Raw genomic sequence first — 18,225 nt, 5'->3', positions numbered from 1 at the left:
TCAGAATGGGGTATTTATCACCACTTCTATATTATTCCAAGACGTTTTTGCGAATCGCAAAGTTTACACCCTGTACAGCTTGCTGTAGCATACCTGTTCAGGCTTCAGGCAGGGAAAAGAATGACTGATATATCAATAACCACCGCCAACGGCGAGATGATGACCACCCAATGCGTGCCGCATGTCTCGCTGGCCAGAACCATCTTTTTGCTTGGCCTGTGGCAGGATGTTCCCCTGTGCTCCGGTTTGGGAAAATGCGGCCTGTGCGCGGTGCGTTTTCTGAGCGAACCACCCACCCCGCACCCCGAAGAACACAAACGCTTTTCCGGGGAGGAACTGGCGGACGGGTGGCGATTGGCCTGTCTGCACGATTCCGTCCCCTGCTCGCTGGAACTTCCCCGGCCCCGGACAAGCCCGGCCACAAAAACACGCACAGGGCAATCCGGCGGAAATTTTCTGCTGGCCGTGGATCTGGGCACCACCAGCATCCACTGTTCAGCCCTTGTGAATGGGAAACGAACCCTGCTCCAGACCGGGCTGAATCCGCAAACCGGATTGGGCAGCGAGGTCATGTCGCGCCTTGCCCTTGCCGCCGACCCGCAACACGCCCGAACCCTGCGTTCGTTGGTGATTCGCCGCCTTGAAGAATACGCGGCCTCGGCCCGGAAAACATTGGGGGGCCAGTGTATCGGCATGGCCATCTCCGGCAACTCGGCCATGACCTACATCCTGCTGGGGCTGGAAACGGCCACACTGGCCCATGCGCCCTACTCCCTGCCCTATGCGGGCAATGACACGCGCACCATATCCCCGAACCTGCCCCCGGCCTTCATCCCCCCGTTGTACGCGCCCTTCGTGGGGGCAGACATCAGCGCCGGGCTGGCGGCCATACACTTTTCCGAAAACGAGACCTTTCCGCACCTGTTGGCGGACATGGGCACCAACGGCGAGTTCGTGCTCAGCCTTTCCGAAACCGAGCGTATCTGCGCCAGCGTGCCCATGGGACCGGCGCTGGAAGGCGTGGGCCTGCGCCATGGGCAAACGGCCGGTCCGGGTGTGATCTCCGCATTTGCCGCCACTCCGGCGGGCATTGCACCGCAACGCATCCCGAACAGCGAAAACCCCGGCGACACCACGCCGCACAAGGCCATGACCGGCACCGGGTATCTTTCCCTCGCCGCCCTGCTGCTTGCCAACGGCGTGCTTGACGAACACGGGCATTTCCGGTCAGGGTGCACACCGCTCGCCATGAAGCTCAAAACACGCCTGACCCAACTGGGCGACGAGCCAGCATTCGCGGTCATGCCCGGATTGATCGTACCGGCCTCGGACATGGAGGAAATCCTCAAGGTCAAGGCCGCGTTCAATCTCGCTGTGAGCGAGCTCCTGCAAAATGCAGGACTGGCTCCGGGCGACTTGGCCGCCGTGCATGTTGCCGGTGCCATGGGCGAGCATGTTTCCCTTGATGATCTCGAAACCCTCGGATTCCTGCCGCATGACGCGTGCGCCCGCACAACACGAGCGGGCAACACCTCGCTGGCCGGAACCGAACTGTTGCTGACCCGGCCCGAGGCGCGCCTCTGGCTGGCCGAAACGCCCGAATCCATGCGGGTGCTGGACCTGACCGACGATCCGTCCTTCGGCAACCGATACGTGGAAAGGATGCGTTTTACCCATGTTGATTAAAAATCTGTTCCCCCGCCCGGAAAAGGACACGCTGGCCATGCTGGACCGCTTTCACGCGACCCTGTCCAAGACGTTTCCGCTCAAGGGCAAACACCGGGAAGTGCTGCACAAAAACGTGCGAGACCTGTCAGACAGCCTGACCTCGGACCGCGAGTCACTGAAAAAGGACTATATGGGCGACGCCCGGCTGCTGGGCGCCTACCTGCACTATTTCCTGCCGTGGAACCTGTATCGCATGTCCCGGCTGTTCAGTGGCATAAACCCTTCGGTGCGCGACAACGGCACCATCATAGACCTCGGTTCCGGCCCGATGACCGTGCCGTTGGCCATGTGGATGTCCATGCCCGCCCTGCGCGATCGCAAACTGACCTTCGTATGCGTGGACCGTGCGCCCAAGGTCATGAACGAAGGCCGCAAGCTCTTCGACCGTATTGCCGGACCCAAGGCTCCGTGGCGCATCGTCACGGTCAAGGGCTCGCTGGGCATGAAGCTGCGCGAAAAGGGCGACCTTGTTGTGGCGGCCAACACCCTCAACGAACTGAACCTGAGCGCGCGCGGCAAGCAGCAGGACCCCATGGGCAAGCTGGCCCGCACCCTGCGGCAATACATGGCCGAAAACGGTCGCCTGCTGCTGATCGAACCGGGCCTGCGACGTTCCGGCGAAACCCTTTCCGCCCTGCGCGGCTTGTTGCTGGAGCAGAGGCTGAGTCCGCTGGCCCCGTGCACCCACGCCGGGGAGTGTCCCATGACCGGGCTGGGCAAGTCGCCATGGTGCCATTTCAACTTCGGCATTGAAGGTGCGCCCGGAAAACTCATGAACCTGACCCGCCGGGCGCGACTGACCAAGACCGGGCTGAGCCTGAGCTTCCTGTATATGACCGAAGGCGAAGCCGAGCATGCCGAGGCCGTGCGCGTGATCTCCGAACCCTTCCCCCTGCCCGAGGGCCGGGGCCAGTACGGATGCAGCGACCGCGGCCTGACCCTGCTGCACTATCCGGCGACTGGCCCGCTGCTCTATCCCGGCCAGTTCATCGTGCCGCAATGGCCCGAGGAAACCGCAACCGACGCCAAATCCGGGGCCGTGGTGCTGCCGGTGGCCATCAAGCAGGGCAAGAAAAAATGAATATCGTAGACCTGGGACTCATCGACTATAAAAAAGCCGAAGCCCTGCAGCTGGAACGCTTGCAGGCGGTCATCGACGGCCGGGAGGACAACACCCTCTTTTTGCTGGAGCATCCCAAGGTCATCACCTACGGCAGGCAGGGCGGCGGCGAAAACCTGCACGTGGGCGAGGAATTTCTTGCCCAGCAAGGCATCACCCTCGCCCAGACCACCCGGGGCGGCAACATCACCTGCCATTTTCCGGGCCAGCTCGTGGGCTACCCCATCTGGCGGGTGGAAAAACGCCCGGGCGGCATGCGCGCTTTTTTCCACGACATGGAAAGCGCGGTCATCAACACCTGTGCCCGCTTCGGGGTCACCACCGCCCGGCGCGAGGGGCATCCCGGCGTATGGGTGGACCACAGCCGCAAAATCTGCTCCATGGGCATCGGCGTCCGCAAATGGGTCACCTATCACGGGTTGGCCCTGAACGTGGGACCGGACGTCAGTCTCTTCAACCTCATTACCCTGTGCGGCATTCAGGGGGCCTCGCCCACATCCCTGAGCATGGAGGCCGACAGGGAAATCACCGTCCGGGAAGTAAAAGATGTCTTCCGAGAAGAATTTGAAAAAGCCTTTGCGCATACCGCCGTGGCTGCGCATTAAACTGCCGCGCGACGCCACGTTCGCGGGAACCCGCGACCTGCTCAAGGATCTGGAACTCAACACGGTCTGCCAAAGCGCCAAATGCCCCAACTGCTGGGAATGTTTTGGCAATAAGGTGGCCACATTCCTGATCATGGGCAACGTGTGCACCCGCAACTGCGCGTTCTGCAACATCACGCCCGGCATCACCGAGCCGCTGTCCGCCACCGAGCCGGACCGCGTGGCCGAGGCTGCGCGCAGGCTGGAGCTCAAGCACGTTGTCATCACCTCGGTGACGCGCGACGACCTGCCCGACGGCGGGGCCGCGCATTTCGCGGCCACCATCGAGGCCGTGCGGCGCGTGCAGCCCGGTTGCAGCGTGGAAGTGCTCATCCCCGACTTTCTCGGCGACCGCGACGCACTCAAGACCGTGCTTGATGCCAAGCCCGACATCCTGAACCACAATCTGGAGACCACGCACGAGCTGTACGATGCGGTCCGGCCGCAGGCCGACTACCGCCAGAGCCTCGACGTACTCGTCAATTCCAAGCAGATTGATCCGTCCATCCCCACCAAGAGCGGCATCATGGTGGGCCTTGGTGAAAACGACTCGCAGGTATTGCGCGTGCTGGATGACCTTGCCGCCGTGAACTGCGACATCGTGACCATCGGCCAATACATGCAGCCCTCGCGCCAGCATCCGCCGGTGCAGCGCTACGTGCCACCGCCGAGCTTCGACGAATACGCCGCAGCCGGAAACGCCAAGGGCATACCGCACATGTTCAGCGCCCCGCTGGTGCGCAGCAGCTACAATGCCGAACAATTCGTAAAACGCTGATCGGAGGCTTTCATGGACATTCTCTTTTCCGAATCCGCCGCAGACCAGCGGCAAGCACCGGCCCTGCTCGTTTTTGCCACGCAAACGACCGAACCGCTGGCAGCCCTTGCCGCCGACTCCATGCCGGACTGGCTGGCAGCCCACCCCGCACTCAGGGATTTCACCGCCGCCAAAAACCAGACCGTGATCCTGCACGGGCCTGCGGAATCGCACATTCAACGGATCATTGCCGTTGGGCTCGGCAAGCCCGAAAAAATGGATGCCCAGCGCATGCGCCATGCAGCAGCCACCGGGGTGCGTTGCTGCCGCTCGCTCAAGCTGGAATCCTGCGCCGTGGCATTGGAAAACCTGACCACAATCGGCGATGCGCTTTCCCCGGAACAACTTTGCGAAGAAATCATCTATGGCTCCCTGCTCGGTCTGTACGCCTATGACCAGCTCAAGACCAAAGACAAGGACCCGCAGCCGCAGGAACTGACGATCTTCACCCCGGCCTCGCCCACGCAGGCCATGCAGGACGCGGCCCTGCGCGGCGAAGCTGCGGCCCGGGGCGTCATGCTGGCGCGGGACCTTTCCAACGGCCCGGCCAACATCGTCACCCCGAGCCATCTGGCGGCAACGGCACAGGAGCTTGCCGAGCACTACGGATTCTCCACAATCGCCTTCGGGCGCGATGAAATCGCGGCCATGGGCATGGGCGGGCTGGAATCCGTTGCGCGCGGCGCAGAGGAAGAGCCGAAATTCATTGTTCTGGAGCACGCTCCCGAGGGCACCGAAGATCACAAGCCCATCATTTTCGTGGGCAAAGGCATCACCTTTGACACGGGCGGCATCTCCCTGAAGCCGAGCGCCAACCTGCATGAGCTCAAGGACGACATGGCCGGGGCCGCCGCAGTGCTGGGCCTGTTCGAGGCCTTGGGTCGCACCGGCTATGAACGGCGCGTCATCGGCATCATGCCCTGCACGGAAAACATGCCGGACGGCCGTGCCTACCGGCCCGGCGACGTGGTCACCACCATGAGCGGCAAGACCGTGGAAATCATCAGCACGGACGCCGAAGGGCGCATGGCCCTGTGCGATGCCCTGACATGGGCGCAGCGCGAATACGATGCCGAGGCCATTTTCGACCTCGCCACATTGACCGGGGCCTGTGTGGTTGCGCTGGGCCACGAGGTGGGCGGCGTTTTCACAAAGGACGAGGCCCTGAGCCGACAGGTTTGCGAAACCGGGCAGGCCGCAGGCGACCGCTTCTGGCCCCTGCCCATGTGGGACCTTTATTTCGAAGGGTTGAAATCGGACGTGGCGGACATGAAAAACTCTGGAGTACGGCCGGGAGCCGCATCCAGCGCAGCCCAGTTTCTGGACCAGTTCATCGAGGACGGCACACGCCATGCGCATCTGGATATTGCCGGACCTGCCAGCGGAGCCAAAAAAACGCCGGTGTACGATGGTGGTGCCACCGGATTTGCCGTGCGCACGCTTCTGGAACTGGTGCGCACCGGGGTGGCAAAACAATAGCTTTGCCTCCGGCGGCTCAAGAACCTTTTTGGAAAAAAGGTTCTTGAGCATCTCCCAAAACTTTTGGCGCTGCGGCCCGCCCTGCTCTCGCAGGCCGGGCCGCAGTTATTTTTGGAGTATCTCTTCCAAAAAGATGGGACCAAAGAAAGAGTGGAAAGCAAAGCGCAAAATGAAAGCGACGAGCGGCCCCGTGTATTTTCTCACACATTCTTACCGCCCCGCATCCAAAGAATGCGGGACAAAAAAGGGTCAAGGGACGTGTCCCTTGCCGCCGGAGGCGAAATCCTGTTGATCAATGCCGCCGCAGGCGGTCACAAGCTTTGTCCTTCTCAACAGACTGAGGCCGGACACAATGTCCGGCCTCAGCCACGTTGGAGGTGGAAAACCCGTTAGGAGGACGGGAATCAGTTGCAAAGATAATCGCTGAACACCACGCGGTCCGTGTATTCGGCCTGCTTGCCCTTGTTCCAGCGGGAAACCGGGCGGTAGTAGCCCACGATGCGGGTATAGACCTCGGCTTCCTTGCCGCAGGTGGGGCATTCGAAATGCTCGCCCTGAATGTATCCATGTTCCTTGCAAATGGAGAAGGTCGGCGTGATGGACACATAGGGTATCTTGGTCTTGGTGAATGCCTTGATGATAAAGCTCTTGAGCGCGGCAATATCCGTGACGGCCTCGCCAAGGAAGGTATGGAATACCGTGCCGCCCGTATACAGGGGCTGCAGATTGTTCTGGTGTTCAAGGGCGTAGAGGACGTCGTCGGAAATGCCAACGGGCAGGGCCGTGGAGTTGGTGTAGTACGGCGTGCCGTTGCCCTGTGCCTGAATGTCCGCATACAAAGCCTTGTCGATCTTGGCCAGACGGTAGCTGGTGCCCTCTGCAGGCGTAGCCTCAAGGTTGTAGAGGTTGCCGGTCTCTTCCTGGAAGCGGGAAGTGACCCGGCGCAGATGGTTCAGGGCGCGACGCATGAACCGGATGCCCGACTCGGTTTCAATGCCCTTGCCCAGCATGTTCAGGCAGGCCTCGTGGCCGCCGATGAGTCCGATGGTGGAGAAATGGCCCTTGAGGCCGTTCTTGAGGTAGCGCCGCGACCACGGGAACATGCCCTTTTCCAAATTGTCCGTGACCACCTTGCGCTTGAATTCCAGCGAATCCTTGGCCAGCTCGGCGTACTCGGTGAGCATGTCCAGGAACTCGTCCTCGGACTGGGCCAGGTAGGCCAGCTTCGGCAGGTTCAGGGTAACCACGCCGATGGAGCCGGTCAGGTCGCCCGCGCCGAACAGGCCGCCGGTCTTGGTGCGCAGTTCGCGGATGTCCATCTGCAGACGGCAGCACATGGAACGCACGTCTTCCGGGTTGAGGTCCGAATTGATGAAATTCTGGAAATAGGGAACCCCGTACTTGGAAGTCAGCTTGAGCAGCAGCTCGCCAATCTCGGAATCCCACGGAAAGTCCTCGGTGACGTTGTAGGTGGGAATGGGAAACGAGAAGATGCGGTCATGGTAGTCGCCGCCGAGCATGACTTCGATGAAGGCCTTGTTGATCATGGCCATTTCTTCTTCAAAGTCGCCATAGGTCAACTCGTCGTGGAACTTGCCGCCGATGATCACCGGCTCCTTGGCGATGTGCTTGGGGGCCACAAGATCAAAGGTCAGGTTGGTAAACGGCGACTGTCCGCCCCAGCGCGAGGTGGTGTTCAGGTTGAACACGAATTTCTGCATGCACTGGCGGACCTGCTCGTAGCTCAGTCCGTCGAACCGCACCAACGGTGCCAGATAGGTGTCCACGTTGTTGAACGCCTGCGCACCGGCCCATTCGTTCTGGAGCGTGCCCAGAAAATTGTTCATCTGGCCGAGCGCGGTATCAAAATGCTTGGCAGGCCCGGCCGAGGCTCGGCCTTCGAGGTTGAACCCCTCCAGCAAAAGGTCCCGCAGTGACCAGCCCGCGCAATATCCGGCAAGGCCGAAAGAAAGGTCATGAATATGGAAATAGCCATGCTCATGGGCCAGCCGCACTTCTTCGGGGTACTTTTCCAACGAATAACGGGCCTGAACCGTGCCGGAAAGATGCAGCATCATGCCCTGAAACGAATGGGTCATGTTGGCATTTTCATTGACGCGCCAGTCGGCCTTGCCGAGGTATTCATCAATGACGCCCATGACGTCCAGCACGGCCTCGCGCTGGGAACGAATGGCGCGGCGCTTTTCGCGATAAACGATGTATTTCTTTGCCACATCGTATTGCCGCGCTTCCATGAGCACCTGTTCAACGGTATTCTGGACGTGCTCCTGCTCGGGAATGTCCACGCCATCGAGCTTCTGCTCGACTTTTCTGCCCAGACGCTTGGCCAGGAGCGGGTCCTTGATGCCGTTGGCGTTGAGCGCTTTGAAAATGGCTTGGGCGATGCGGTCAGTCGACCACGTTTCCAACCGCCCGTCGCGTTTCATTATCTGGCTGGGCATCCTCGGTCCTCCTTCTGGGTGGCACAAAATCCTGAAGTTTCAACTCAAAACCTTCCGGCAGGTAGCTGCGGGCCTCTTCAATGTCGGCATCCGTAATGCCGGGCACTTTCGTCAGCCGGAAATAAAATGAATCCGGATGCTGGCGAGCCATGGCAAATATTTCTTCGAGCCGGGTGCGTGCCGTCACTTCGGACACCGCATGGCCGGTCAATTCAGGGTATTTCGAATATGGTCCTTTCACATCCACGGCAAAGACGTCTGCAAGGCCGGCATCGAGAATGTCGCGCACGACTTCGGGCCGCATACCGTTGGAATCCATCTTCACCGGCAGGTCGAATTTCCTGATTTCATAAAGGAGTTCGCCAAGACCGGGTACGCAGGAAGGCTCCCCGCCTGTAACGGTCACGCCGTCAAGCCACTTGGCCCTGTCGCGCAAAAAGATGCGCAGGTCGTTTTCCGGCACCACGGGCACTTCATTCATATGCCATGCGAGCTTGTAATTATGGCAGGTGGGGCAGCGAAGATTGCAGCCGCCAAGAAAAAAAACACAACTTGTTCTACCGGGCCAGTCACACAGGCTGAAATGCTCAAAACCGCGGACATAATCCCATACGCTGGATGTAGTACCCATCATTCCCTCGTCCGCAAAAACACGCGCGGACAAACGTCATTTTGAAGTTATGGATGATCGAATGCAGACGAGGCCGGGGGCACCGGCCGAGCCGTCCGAAACAGTCGCGTTCTCTGCCCAGAATCACACTGTTGCGTGCGGTCGTCCGTATTCGATTTTCGAGTGCAATCGCCGCCGTGAGGCAGCGTCCGAACCATGAGGGGCACCATAAACCACCACCTGTTTTTTGTACAGGGGGCTCTCGGTATTTTTTTGCAAACTTCGTCTTAAAATGGCGATTAGAGACAACTAGAGGTGTTTATCGACAACACAAAAACTTTTTCCACAATTATAATTCTGACATATCCGTGAAAATACAGTGCTTTTTCTAGAGCAAGTTTAGAAAAAAAATTGCATAACTCTAGACCAAGGTATGTTTTCGACAACAGGGGGGATTGAAAGAGAAAAAAAACGGTGTGACAATCGAGTAAACTCTTGTAGCACAAGGGCCTCTGATTGAAAACACAAATCATCCAATATTCCACACAAAAAACCGGGACTTTCTCCCGGTCGGCCCCAATGCCACCGCAAAGCCCCGCCAGTTCGGGCTTGACGGAAACAGGCGAAAAAAACAAGCGCCCCCCGCGCATGGCCCAACCACATCAGCCACCTGATTTCATTCATCACAAATGAAGAAATGAACACACGTCGACAGCCCGAAAAAAAGGGACGGCCTCATTGACCGTCCCTTTGCAAAGCTTTGTCCGACCTTTCGGCCGCAACTAGTACTTATCGAACTCGTCTTCGGCCTCCAGAGCAGGAACAGCCTGTTGCCCCACCGCCCGGACATTCGCCGCACGCAGCGCCCGCCGGGCCTCTCCGGAATCCGTATTGAAGAAGTCCATGGTCTGGCTCAAATGAGCGGCCTGCGCTGCAAGCTCTTCGGACGTGGACGACATTTCCTCCGCAGCAGAAGCGATCTGCTGAATCACCGAGTCGAGCTGCTGGATGGCCCTGTTTACGGTATCAGCGCCGGCATTCTGTTCATTGGTTGCGGCTGTAATTTCCTGAATCAGTTCAGCGGTCCGACGGATGTCGGGCACCATGCGGTCAAGCATCTCTCCTGCGGATTCTGCCACAGACACACTGGAATCCGAAAGCTCACTGATCTCCGCAGCGGCCAGCCCCGAACGCTCTGCCAACTTGCGCACCTCCGCGGCAACCACCGCAAAGCCCTTGCCATGTTCACCGGCACGCGCCGCCTCAATGGCCGCATTCAGGGCCAGCAAATTGGTCTGGCGGGCTATCTCCTCGACCACCGAAATCTTTTCGGCAATCTGCTTCATGGCGTCCACGGTTTCCCGAACAGCCTTGCCCCCTTCCTGTGCGTCCTTTGCAGAAGCCAATGCCGTTTTTTCGGTTTCTCTGGAATTTTCCGCTGTCTGCCGGATGTTGGACAGCATCTCCTCCATGGACGATGAGACCTCTTCCACATTGGCGGCCTGTTCCGTGGCCCCCTGTGAAAGCGTCTCCGCAGTGGAGGAAAGCTCTTCCGATCCGCTGGCCACGCCGTCCACGGCAGTACGGACCTTTCCGACGACATTTTGAAGCCTGCCGCCCATTTCACGCAGGTCTCCGGCCAGCATGCCGACCTCGTCCCTGCCCTGGTGCTGTATGTCTGCGGTCAGGTCACCCTGAGCAATGCGCTTGGCAAACATGCCGCTCTCCACGATGGGCGTGCTCATGGAAGAAGCTACCCGCCATCCGGCAATACCGAAAAGCACCGCAACGATCAGACCGATACTCACGGTACGCAAGGTGGCTGAATGGGCGGGCCCCATGATTTCATCCCGTTCACTCAGCGTGACCAGCTTCCATCCGGTATTCTTCGAGACCAGTACGCTGGCCATCATGTCCTTTCCATCAACCGTCAGGTCCGCAACAATCCCCCCTTCACTGGAGGCCACAGGGGCAAGCATGCCGCCGCCCACTTCGCTGACGTTCTTGAACAGGTAATCCTCATGCAACGGATCGGAAAGAATGGTTCCGTCCCCCTGCACCAGCATGGTATACCCGGTCCGCCCCAAGCGGATGGAAGAAGTAAGCTCGGTAAGCCCCGCAAGGCTGATGTCGATGGCGGAAACACCGATTATCTTGCCGGAACTGTCTCGAATCTTGGCTGTCACGCCCGAGTCGGGGACGCCTTCAGTCGTGATGTATGCCGAAAGCAGGACCACATCATCCGCCGAGGCCATGGTTTCCTTATACCACGGCCGCTTGCGGGGGTCATAGCCCTGCATGCCATCGGCACCGGGCGCCTGGTCATATCCGCCGTCCTCCAAACCGGCATACACATAGGCATAGCCGGGATGCGCCTTAAGCAAACGGGTGAATGTATCGTGTACGCTCATTTGTTCGGCAGACATGGTGTCATTGGGAATGTTTACTTCGCCTACCTTGTCGTAATAAACCGGCCAATTCCCCATCCCGTTGCGGGAGGCGGGCAACTCCGCCACATAACGCGCCGTGGCCTCTGCCTCCTTGAATATTTGCGTCACATAATCGTCAATTCGTTCAAGCTGCTGTTGCGAGGCATCCTCGAACAGATTCAACACGGTGTCCTCGTATTGGATGTACACGGCTGTCGTTATGATGCCCACGGAAATAAACACGGGCAACAGGATGGACAGCATAAACTTGGTCCGTATGCTCATTTGGCTCCCCCTTTTTTATGAATAGCCTTCATTTCTTACCACGTGAGATGAAACAAATCTTTTATTTTGACTGCTGCAACGGAATTGGCACAATCCGCAACATGACTGAAAAAAAACTCCGCCCACAAAAGATCAAACACACTGCCCGCCCCTAAATTGTCCTTGCATTTACGCCGATGAGTCTCGTACCATGCCCCCTTTACGCAAACCGCCGCGGCGGAGACATAAAACGGCATGAAATTCACGGAATACATAAAACAGGAAGGCTACACCCGTTACCGGGGTGCAGTCGACGACAGCGTGTACGAATACTTTCAGTGCCCGAACCCGGAAAAAGCCACCTGGTACTTCAAGAAAGGGAGCTACCAATGTACGGGATGCAAGGAACAATGCGAAACAGACAGTTCCGAAGGCTTTCAAATGTTTCTTTTTACGGAGTGACAACCATGAGATTTCTGGCCGCCCTCCTTCTCGCCCTGTTCATGCTCGCGCCCACGCAGGCGCGCAGCGATGAAATCGATACGATGAACATCGAGCTGTGCCGACAGGTACTTTCCCGCATGCTGTGCAAGGATCCCGTGGAACTCAACATGGTGGCCAAGGTCAAGGACGGCCTGTATCTGTTCAGCACCTTTTATGCGAAAAAGGAAACCCAGTTCTACTGCGGTGTGGGAGGCGGATACATCCGTATCGAAGGCAAGGAATTCCACAGGATCACGCACACAATTCCTTACGTCTTCGACATGCCATCCAAATGCAGTGTGGTGGAGTATTTGAACCCGGAATGCCCCAAACGAAGCAAAATCGTGGTTTGTGCGCCCAAGACGCTGGACGAACAGTCGGCGGAAGATTTCTGGAACCGGCCCATTCCCGACCTTCTGGACGAAGACCTGAAGCGGGCGCTGGACGACCTGAACGGCACCGAAGCCGAACAACCGGCTGACGCTCCCGCGGCCGCAGGCCAATAGCCTACAACCGGCGCACCACAACCAACACGGCCACAACGGCCATGACGGCATACAGGGGCCACCACAGCCCGGAAACGGCTGAAAACGCTACGGCGGCCACCACAGCCAACGAATAGGCACAGGCTTCGAACATGCGCATCAATTCGGCCCGCCGCTCCGGGGTGATATGCGAGCGCATGGGTTCAAGTTTTTCCCACTGCGCGGAAGGCCCGGGCGCAGGCCGTATCGACGATTGAAGCTTATGGCCGCAACGCTTGCAGCGCCGCGCCTTGTCGTCATTGGGATTCCCGCAACGGGTACAAACTATCATCATGGACTCCATCAATCAGATTCGCCATCGGACAAAACGCTGCCGAAAGCATGGCGGAACAGCTCCCGCCGGCACGACCCTAGCTCAGAACCGCCCCTGATTCCAGAAAATACACGCAAGCAAAAACGGCAGCTTATTGCCTTGAAGAAAGGTTTGCGCTATTTCATCATTTGGAACACGGAAATCACGACCTCCAACGGCCAAAACGGATATCAATGACCCAAAACAGTTCATCAGCTCAAGGCAATCAGCAACTCTCACGAGAGCAACGATATGCCGCCTACCGCAAAAAACTCCTCGAACTCAAGGACGGAGCCGCATTGCGCGAGGTTCTCGAACGGGAAATGCTGCTCGAATTCGTGCGCATCAACCACGGGAACATCAACGAATTTCCCCTGCTCAAGGCGCAGCAGAACAGCGTCATCGAGCTGATGTGCAACCGGGGCCAACATCCCGGATACGATTTCATCCAGAAAATGGCCGGCATTTTCATGACCCTGGTGACCCGCTACGACAAGGCCCGGGCCAACGATGACAAAAAGGCCATGGACGTTGTCGGCGCCCAGCTCCACAACACCGAGGTCATCCTCATCAAATGCGTGCAGGGCATCGTTTACGGAATGGCCCTGATCACGGACAACTTCGAAGAAATGGTGCTGCGCTACTTTGGACAGGAATCCCTCAACGACTACAGCGCCCTGATCGAGAAATATGAACTGGACATCAATTTCTGGCATGCCTTCGTGCAGCATTTCGTGGCCAGCCGCGTGGAAAATGCGCACAAGGAAATTCTGGCCGAACGCAAATACAACCTGTCCAAAGAGCGCTCCTTTCTGGTCATCCGCTTTCTCTTCGATGACATTCTGGCCCAGTTGAACCCCACCTCGGCCACCATCGAAAAAACCCGGCTGCAAAAGACCTATGAGCTCAGCGAAGCAGGCTTCAAGGAACGCCGCAGGGCCAAGATCGTGCAGAACACGCTGTTACGCGGTCTCTCCTTCATGCCCGAGGGCTTTCTCAAGGAAGGAGACTACCTGAACGCGGCACGCATCGTATGCATTGACCCCATATCCGAGGACTTTGCCCGGGAATACCAAAACCGAATCGTGAACAAGAACAAGGTCGAAAAGGAAGAGGGGAACAGGGAAAATTCATTTGAATTCCTGCTCAATCAGGTGGTGGCTTTGGGCGTTGGGGCGACGTTGGCCATCGGCATGACCAGCCGCAATTTCTTTTCCGCACTGGAAAAATTCATTCCCGGGGAAACCAAAAGCATTGTCCCGCTCATGCGCAACTTCAACACCGCGGCCCTTGAAAAAGTGCTCTTCTTCATGCTGGAGCACCACTTCATGCACATCCTCCGGGAGATCGGCATGGACGAGGGCGGCAAGATCATGGTGCGCAGTGCGCGGGCCCGAAGGACAACCGAGGCAGAGGTCGACCAGTTGCCGGGCATCAGTAAAATCCGCAAGGCAAAGCTGTTTGCCGTCGACAGCACCAAGAAGGAATACATGCTCTTCCGGGCCAAACAGCCCAAACAGCTGGGCCAGATCCTGAACGCGCTTCAGGTGGAACCGGAATTTCTCGAAGGCATCAAGACACTTTGGGGGACCCCCCTGTTCCGTGTGGACATCATGGTACTGGTCAACCTGGAGCAGGTATCCCGCACCACCACGAACCTGAACGCCAAGCTTGCAGAAATACTTTCCAAATACGGAGTCTCGGCACCCAGATCAGCCAACACTCCAGCCGAGAACGCGACCCGATCCTGAATACGGCCGCAACCAAACGCCGACACCCGGCCCACGCAGTCGTTAGCGCTGAAACACAACCGTCTTGTTGCCATCCACGATGACACGATCCTCCACATGCCAGCGAACGGCACGTGCCAAAACGTGGCGTTCAACGTCCGCACCGCTGGATTTGAGGTCGTCGATGCTGTGGCTGTGCTTCACCCGAATCACGTCCTGCTCGATGATCGGTCCCTGATCCAGTTCTTCGGTCACGTAATGGGCCGTTGCCCCGATGAGCTTGACCCCGCGTTCCGCAGCCCGGCGATACGGGTCCGCGCCCACAAAAGCGGGCAGAAAGGAATGGTGAATATTGATGACCTTCATCGGATACCGCTGCACGAACTTCGGTGACAGAATCTGCATATACCGGGCAAGCACGACCACATCGGCCTGGCCTTCGAGCATATCAAGAATCCGGGCCTCGGCCTCGGCCTTTTCCTCGGGACTGCGCCCCACGGGCACGTGATGGAAGGGAACAAAGGTCTCGACCGGCTCACGCAGGTCCGGATGGTTGCTGACCACCATGGTGATATCCGCGTAGATTTCATCGCGCGCCCAACGCCACAGCAACTCCATGAGTGCATGATCATACCGGGAAACCAGAATGGCCATTTTCTTGCGCACCCAGGCGGGGTTCATGCTCCAGCAACGCATGCCGAACCGCTCGGCCACTTCCCTGGAAAACTCCTGCTTGAAGGCCTCCAGGCCGTCCATGTCCATACCGGGCAGGTAAAATTCGTTGCGCATGAAAAACATGCCGCCCTCGGCATCCGACGAATGTTGGTCCGAATGGATGATGTTGGCCCCACGTGAGTGGAGGAAGCCGGAAACCGCAGCGACGATCCCGGGTTTGTCCTGACATTTGACCACAAGCCGAGCTACACCCTTCCTGGATTCACTGATCATTTAACTCTCCGCATATATATTTGAAAAATAACGACTTTGATTAGAAAAAGCGTTGTAAAAGCACACACATTTCGCGTTCAAACGCCTCAACGGTGCCATCGGCCCGTCTAGCGCAAATCAAATCGAAACAAAAGATTTTTCTTGCGCGCGCCCGGGAAATCGGTACATCAGCCCACAACGCGTTGCGCGAACCCCCTGTTTCCGATACGCTTCGCCTTGCATTGCAATCGTCACGAAACACAGCCCTCACGGGAGAATGATAATGTCCAAAAACGCATTGAAAAAGGTCATGGACCATGCCCAGGCCGGGATCACGGCACGCCAGAAGTTCTTTGACGAACGGGCGGAGTCGCTGGTGGACATCGCACGGACCATGGCAGTGAGCCTTGCCAACGGCGGCAAAATCATGTTTTGCGGCAACGGCGGCAGCGCTGCCGACAGCCAGCATCTTGCGGCCGAGCTTGTCAACCGCTTCAAGATGGAACGCCCGCCACTGCCCGGCCTGGCATTGACCACGGACACCTCGGCCATAACGGCAATCGGCAACGACTACAGCTTTGACGAAATATTCGAGAAGCAGGTCATGGCGCTGGGCAACCCGGGAGACATTCTGGTCGGGCTGTCCACCTCCGGCACCAGCACCAACGTGATCCGGGCCATGCGCGAAGCACGCAAACGCAACGTCATCACCGTGGGCATGGTAGGCCAACACGGCGGAGAAATGCTCCCGGTCAGCGACTACCTGATACTCACACCCAGCGACGACACGCCCGTGATTCAGGAAATCCACATAGCCGCGGGGCACATGCTCTGCCATCTGATCGATCATTTCCTGTTCGAGGAAGTGGCGGAACTCACGCCCTATCTCACGGGCCAGCAGACCTAGCGGCCTTCATGAGACATAATGAAAAGGGCCGGTCCATGAGGACCGGCCCTTTTTCTTTTCATATCTTTTCCGGACGAACCCGTATGGTCAACCCTTTGGTGCGCAGCTTTTCGGCAACCCGTTCGGCCCGCTCCCTGTTGGGCAAGGTGGCGACCACCAGTTGCGCCACGCCGGCCTCATCCCAAACCCACACATGCTCCGCCAGAATGACGCCGGAATCAGCCACCTTCCGCCGCAATTCATCGCGGACCGCGTCGCGGCTTCGGAAATCGTCCGGGTCGAGCTTTTTGCCGCAGGCGAGCACCCACCAGCCGAGAGCTTCCCGGCCCGGGTCTTCGCCAAAGCTGCGCGCAACCTCACGCGCAAGGGATTCCCGAACCGTTGCGGTCATGCGCAAAATGCTTTGCTCTATGGTATCTATGGTACAATGATTCATTGAATATTCCCGGACCGCAGGCGGCCGGAGTGGATTGTATTCAGCTCGACGCAAAAAGCAACCGTTTTCACAAGGGGTTGGAACTTGCGACTCTTCTGCTTGCAGGCTATTGTTCAGCCATGTTCGGAGACAGATACCACAAAAGCGGCCCCCCGCGGACCAAGGCTGTCCGCATCATGCGCATTGCCCTGGGCTTTGCAGGAACGGCCCTGATCATATGGGCCTTGAGTTCACTGCCCTACGACACCTTCCGCGAAGAGCGCATTCGCGCACTGGGCGAACATTCGACACGGGGTGTTGTTTTTTCCAAACGCACGGAACCTGATTCGGACGGCCCCCTGTACCTGATCACCTACCGCTATTCCGACATGGAAGGCATCGAACACGTGGGCATGGCCAACCTGCCACGGGACAGATGGCAACGGCTCAACAAGGGCGACCGCATCAAGGTCTTCTTTGCCCGGGCGAACCCTGCCCTGTCCCGGGCCCAATTCATGATCGAACCCGCCTTTCAGATCAAGCTCCGGCAATGGATACGGGGCGACTAGCACTTCCCTGCCCGTGCTGGCAGCAAAAATGACGCAAAAAAGGCCACCGAGGCGACCGCAATGATGGCCGCACCGGAAGTGATGTCCATGGCATAGGATATCCACAAACCGACCACACAGAAAAAAACGCTCAGCAAGCTGGAACGCAGCATCATGCCGCCCAGTGAACGCGAACGCCGTTCAGCCATGAACGGGGGAATGGTCAGCAGCGCAATGACCAGAATCAACCCCACGATGCGGATGATCATGACAACGGCAAGGGCGATGAGCCCCAGCAGCAAGAAATGCAGGAAATCCACAGGGACCCCGCGGGCGCGGGCAAAATCCTCGTCAAAACTCATGACCTGAAAACCCCGGTAGCAGGCCAGGGTTACGCCCAGGACAACGGCGGCCAGAACCGCCATAGGCCAAAGATCCGCGCGCGGCACGGCCAAAATGCTCCCGAAAAGGTAGCTCATCAGGTCCACGTTGTAGCCGGGGGTGATATCCAGCAGGATGATACCCAAGGCCATGCCAGCGGCCCAGAGAACACCCACAACGGTATCGGCCCTTTCCTTGCGGTGCAGGGTCACCCAGGCCATGATCATGGCTGCGCCAAGGGCAAACAACGTGGTCACCGGCAGAACGGGCAGGCCCAAAAAAAAGGCCAACCCAACGCCGCCATATGAGGCATGAGCCACGCCGCCGGAGAGAAAGACAATGCGGTTGACCACCACGAGCGTTCCGATCACGCCGCAGATGATGCTGGCCAAAATCCCGGCCAGCAGGGCATTTTGCATGAATTCGAGATGCAGCATTTCCATG

17 protein-coding genes are annotated in these 18,225 nt (G+C 58.3%); 10 read left to right on the top strand and 7 right to left on the bottom strand.

The window, feature by feature from the left end; translation table 11 throughout:
* Positions 1 to 120 precede the first annotated feature (120 nt).
* The 5 genes from F8A88_RS07475 to F8A88_RS07455 are packed head-to-tail and all read left to right on the top strand — an operon-like array spanning position 121 to position 5,788.
* Entirely contained in the window at positions 121 to 1,686 is a 1,566-nt protein-coding gene (locus F8A88_RS07475; RefSeq protein WP_151150505.1) for an ASKHA domain-containing protein, read from the top strand.
* Complete coding sequence (locus tag F8A88_RS07470; protein WP_151150504.1) at positions 1,676 to 2,809, top strand: small ribosomal subunit Rsm22 family protein; 1,134 nt, start codon at positions 1,676 to 1,678, stop codon at positions 2,807 to 2,809. The genes F8A88_RS07475 and F8A88_RS07470 overlap by 11 nt, the downstream gene beginning before the upstream one ends.
* Positions 2,806 to 3,453 carry a lipoyl(octanoyl) transferase LipB gene (lipB, locus tag F8A88_RS07465; RefSeq protein ID WP_151150503.1) on the top strand — a complete coding sequence of 216 codons (648 nt, stop codon included), beginning with the start codon at positions 2,806 to 2,808 and terminating at the stop codon, positions 3,451 to 3,453. The genes F8A88_RS07470 and lipB overlap by 4 nt, the downstream gene beginning before the upstream one ends.
* Positions 3,395 to 4,270 carry a lipoyl synthase gene (gene lipA, locus F8A88_RS07460; RefSeq protein WP_151150502.1) on the top strand — a complete coding sequence of 292 codons (876 nt, stop codon included), beginning with the start codon at positions 3,395 to 3,397 and terminating at the stop codon, positions 4,268 to 4,270. Before lipB ends, lipA begins: the two co-directional genes overlap by 59 nt.
* 12 nt (positions 4,271 to 4,282) lie before the next feature.
* Positions 4,283 to 5,788 (top strand): leucyl aminopeptidase, encoded by a 1,506-nt coding sequence (locus F8A88_RS07455; protein ID WP_151150501.1) that lies wholly within the window; start codon positions 4,283 to 4,285, stop codon positions 5,786 to 5,788.
* 404 nt (positions 5,789 to 6,192) lie between these two features.
* Here the strand turns inward: F8A88_RS07455 and F8A88_RS07450 are convergent, their stop codons facing one another.
* From F8A88_RS07450 to F8A88_RS15970, 3 genes are all read right to left on the bottom strand, one after another.
* Complete coding sequence (locus F8A88_RS07450) at positions 6,193 to 8,250, bottom strand: ribonucleoside triphosphate reductase (RefSeq protein WP_151150500.1); 2,058 nt, start codon at positions 8,248 to 8,250, stop codon at positions 6,193 to 6,195.
* Entirely contained in the window at positions 8,198 to 8,881 is a 684-nt protein-coding gene (locus F8A88_RS07445; protein ID WP_151150677.1) for an anaerobic ribonucleoside-triphosphate reductase activating protein, read from the bottom strand. Before F8A88_RS07445 ends, F8A88_RS07450 begins: the two co-directional genes overlap by 53 nt.
* 761 nt (positions 8,882 to 9,642) lie before the next feature.
* Complete coding sequence (locus F8A88_RS15970) at positions 9,643 to 11,574, bottom strand: methyl-accepting chemotaxis protein (protein ID WP_151150499.1); 1,932 nt, start codon at positions 11,572 to 11,574, stop codon at positions 9,643 to 9,645.
* Positions 11,575 to 11,808: 234 nt separating this feature from the next.
* Between F8A88_RS15970 and F8A88_RS07435 the strand changes: the two genes are divergently transcribed.
* Positions 11,809 to 12,015, top strand: a complete 207-nt coding sequence (locus F8A88_RS07435) for a DNA-binding protein (RefSeq protein WP_151150498.1) — start codon at positions 11,809 to 11,811, stop codon at positions 12,013 to 12,015.
* Between the two features lie 5 nt (positions 12,016 to 12,020).
* The gene (locus tag F8A88_RS07430) at positions 12,021 to 12,542 is read left to right on the top strand and encodes a hypothetical protein (RefSeq protein WP_151150497.1); all 522 of its coding nucleotides are present in this window, start codon (positions 12,021 to 12,023) and stop codon (positions 12,540 to 12,542) included.
* Between the two features lies 1 nt (position 12,543).
* Here F8A88_RS07430 and F8A88_RS07425 read toward each other — a convergent pair whose 3' ends face one another.
* Positions 12,544 to 12,855: a zinc-ribbon domain-containing protein gene (locus tag F8A88_RS07425; protein ID WP_161598357.1), complete on the bottom strand. Its 312-nt coding sequence runs from the start codon at positions 12,853 to 12,855 to the stop codon at positions 12,544 to 12,546.
* Positions 12,856 to 13,067: 212 nt separating this feature from the next.
* Between F8A88_RS07425 and F8A88_RS07420 the strand changes: the two genes are divergently transcribed.
* Positions 13,068 to 14,624 (top strand): hypothetical protein, encoded by a 1,557-nt coding sequence (locus F8A88_RS07420; protein WP_151150495.1) that lies wholly within the window; start codon positions 13,068 to 13,070, stop codon positions 14,622 to 14,624.
* A gap of 42 nt (positions 14,625 to 14,666) precedes the next feature.
* Here the strand turns inward: F8A88_RS07420 and purU are convergent, their stop codons facing one another.
* Entirely contained in the window at positions 14,667 to 15,551 is an 885-nt protein-coding gene (purU, locus tag F8A88_RS07415; RefSeq protein WP_206666397.1) for a formyltetrahydrofolate deformylase, read from the bottom strand.
* Between the two features lie 262 nt (positions 15,552 to 15,813).
* On the opposite strand from purU, the gene F8A88_RS07410 reads away from it, so the two are divergent.
* Positions 15,814 to 16,437: a D-sedoheptulose 7-phosphate isomerase gene (locus F8A88_RS07410; protein ID WP_151150494.1), complete on the top strand. Its 624-nt coding sequence runs from the start codon at positions 15,814 to 15,816 to the stop codon at positions 16,435 to 16,437.
* Between the two features lie 58 nt (positions 16,438 to 16,495).
* Here the strand turns inward: F8A88_RS07410 and F8A88_RS07405 are convergent, their stop codons facing one another.
* Positions 16,496 to 16,873, bottom strand: a complete 378-nt coding sequence (locus F8A88_RS07405; protein ID WP_151150493.1) for a hypothetical protein — start codon at positions 16,871 to 16,873, stop codon at positions 16,496 to 16,498.
* A gap of 119 nt (positions 16,874 to 16,992) precedes the next feature.
* On the opposite strand from F8A88_RS07405, the gene F8A88_RS07400 reads away from it, so the two are divergent.
* A complete protein-coding gene (locus tag F8A88_RS07400; protein WP_151150492.1) occupies positions 16,993 to 17,421 on the top strand; it encodes a DUF3592 domain-containing protein in 429 nt (142 codons plus the stop codon).
* Here the strand turns inward: F8A88_RS07400 and F8A88_RS07395 are convergent.
* Positions 17,418 to 18,224, bottom strand: a complete 807-nt coding sequence (locus tag F8A88_RS07395; RefSeq protein ID WP_151150491.1) for a metal ABC transporter permease — start codon at positions 18,222 to 18,224, stop codon at positions 17,418 to 17,420. The genes F8A88_RS07400 and F8A88_RS07395 overlap by 4 nt on opposite strands.
* Position 18,225: the final 1 nt, after the last annotated feature.

Origin of the sequence: Pseudodesulfovibrio senegalensis (genome assembly GCF_008830225.1) — a bacterium.
GTDB classification, from domain to species: Bacteria; Desulfobacterota; Desulfovibrionia; order Desulfovibrionales; family Desulfovibrionaceae; genus Pseudodesulfovibrio; species Pseudodesulfovibrio senegalensis.
This window is presented reverse-complemented; position numbering and strand designations above follow the sequence as displayed.

Coding starts and splice junctions, on each gene's coding strand:
- F8A88_RS07475 (WP_151150505.1), top strand. CDS start 121: ATGACTGATATATCAATAACCACCGCCAACGGCGAGATGATGACCACC.
- F8A88_RS07470 (WP_151150504.1), top strand. CDS start 1,676: ATGTTGATTAAAAATCTGTTCCCCCGCCCGGAAAAGGACACGCTGGCC.
- lipB (WP_151150503.1), top strand. CDS start 2,806: ATGAATATCGTAGACCTGGGACTCATCGACTATAAAAAAGCCGAAGCC.
- lipA (WP_151150502.1), top strand. CDS start 3,395: ATGTCTTCCGAGAAGAATTTGAAAAAGCCTTTGCGCATACCGCCGTGG.
- F8A88_RS07455 (WP_151150501.1), top strand. CDS start 4,283: ATGGACATTCTCTTTTCCGAATCCGCCGCAGACCAGCGGCAAGCACCG.
- F8A88_RS07450 (WP_151150500.1), bottom strand. CDS start 8,250: ATGCCCAGCCAGATAATGAAACGCGACGGGCGGTTGGAAACGTGGTCG.
- F8A88_RS07445 (WP_151150677.1), bottom strand. CDS start 8,881: ATGGGTACTACATCCAGCGTATGGGATTATGTCCGCGGTTTTGAGCAT.
- F8A88_RS15970 (WP_151150499.1), bottom strand. CDS start 11,574: ATGAGCATACGGACCAAGTTTATGCTGTCCATCCTGTTGCCCGTGTTT.
- F8A88_RS07435 (WP_151150498.1), top strand. CDS start 11,809: ATGAAATTCACGGAATACATAAAACAGGAAGGCTACACCCGTTACCGG.
- F8A88_RS07430 (WP_151150497.1), top strand. CDS start 12,021: ATGAGATTTCTGGCCGCCCTCCTTCTCGCCCTGTTCATGCTCGCGCCC.
- F8A88_RS07425 (WP_161598357.1), bottom strand. CDS start 12,855: ATGATGATAGTTTGTACCCGTTGCGGGAATCCCAATGACGACAAGGCG.
- F8A88_RS07420 (WP_151150495.1), top strand. CDS start 13,068: ATGACCCAAAACAGTTCATCAGCTCAAGGCAATCAGCAACTCTCACGA.
- purU (WP_206666397.1), bottom strand. CDS start 15,551: ATGATCAGTGAATCCAGGAAGGGTGTAGCTCGGCTTGTGGTCAAATGT.
- F8A88_RS07410 (WP_151150494.1), top strand. CDS start 15,814: ATGTCCAAAAACGCATTGAAAAAGGTCATGGACCATGCCCAGGCCGGG.
- F8A88_RS07405 (WP_151150493.1), bottom strand. CDS start 16,873: ATGAATCATTGTACCATAGATACCATAGAGCAAAGCATTTTGCGCATG.
- F8A88_RS07400 (WP_151150492.1), top strand. CDS start 16,993: ATGTTCGGAGACAGATACCACAAAAGCGGCCCCCCGCGGACCAAGGCT.
- F8A88_RS07395 (WP_151150491.1), bottom strand. CDS start 18,224: ATGGAAATGCTGCATCTCGAATTCATGCAAAATGCCCTGCTGGCCGGG.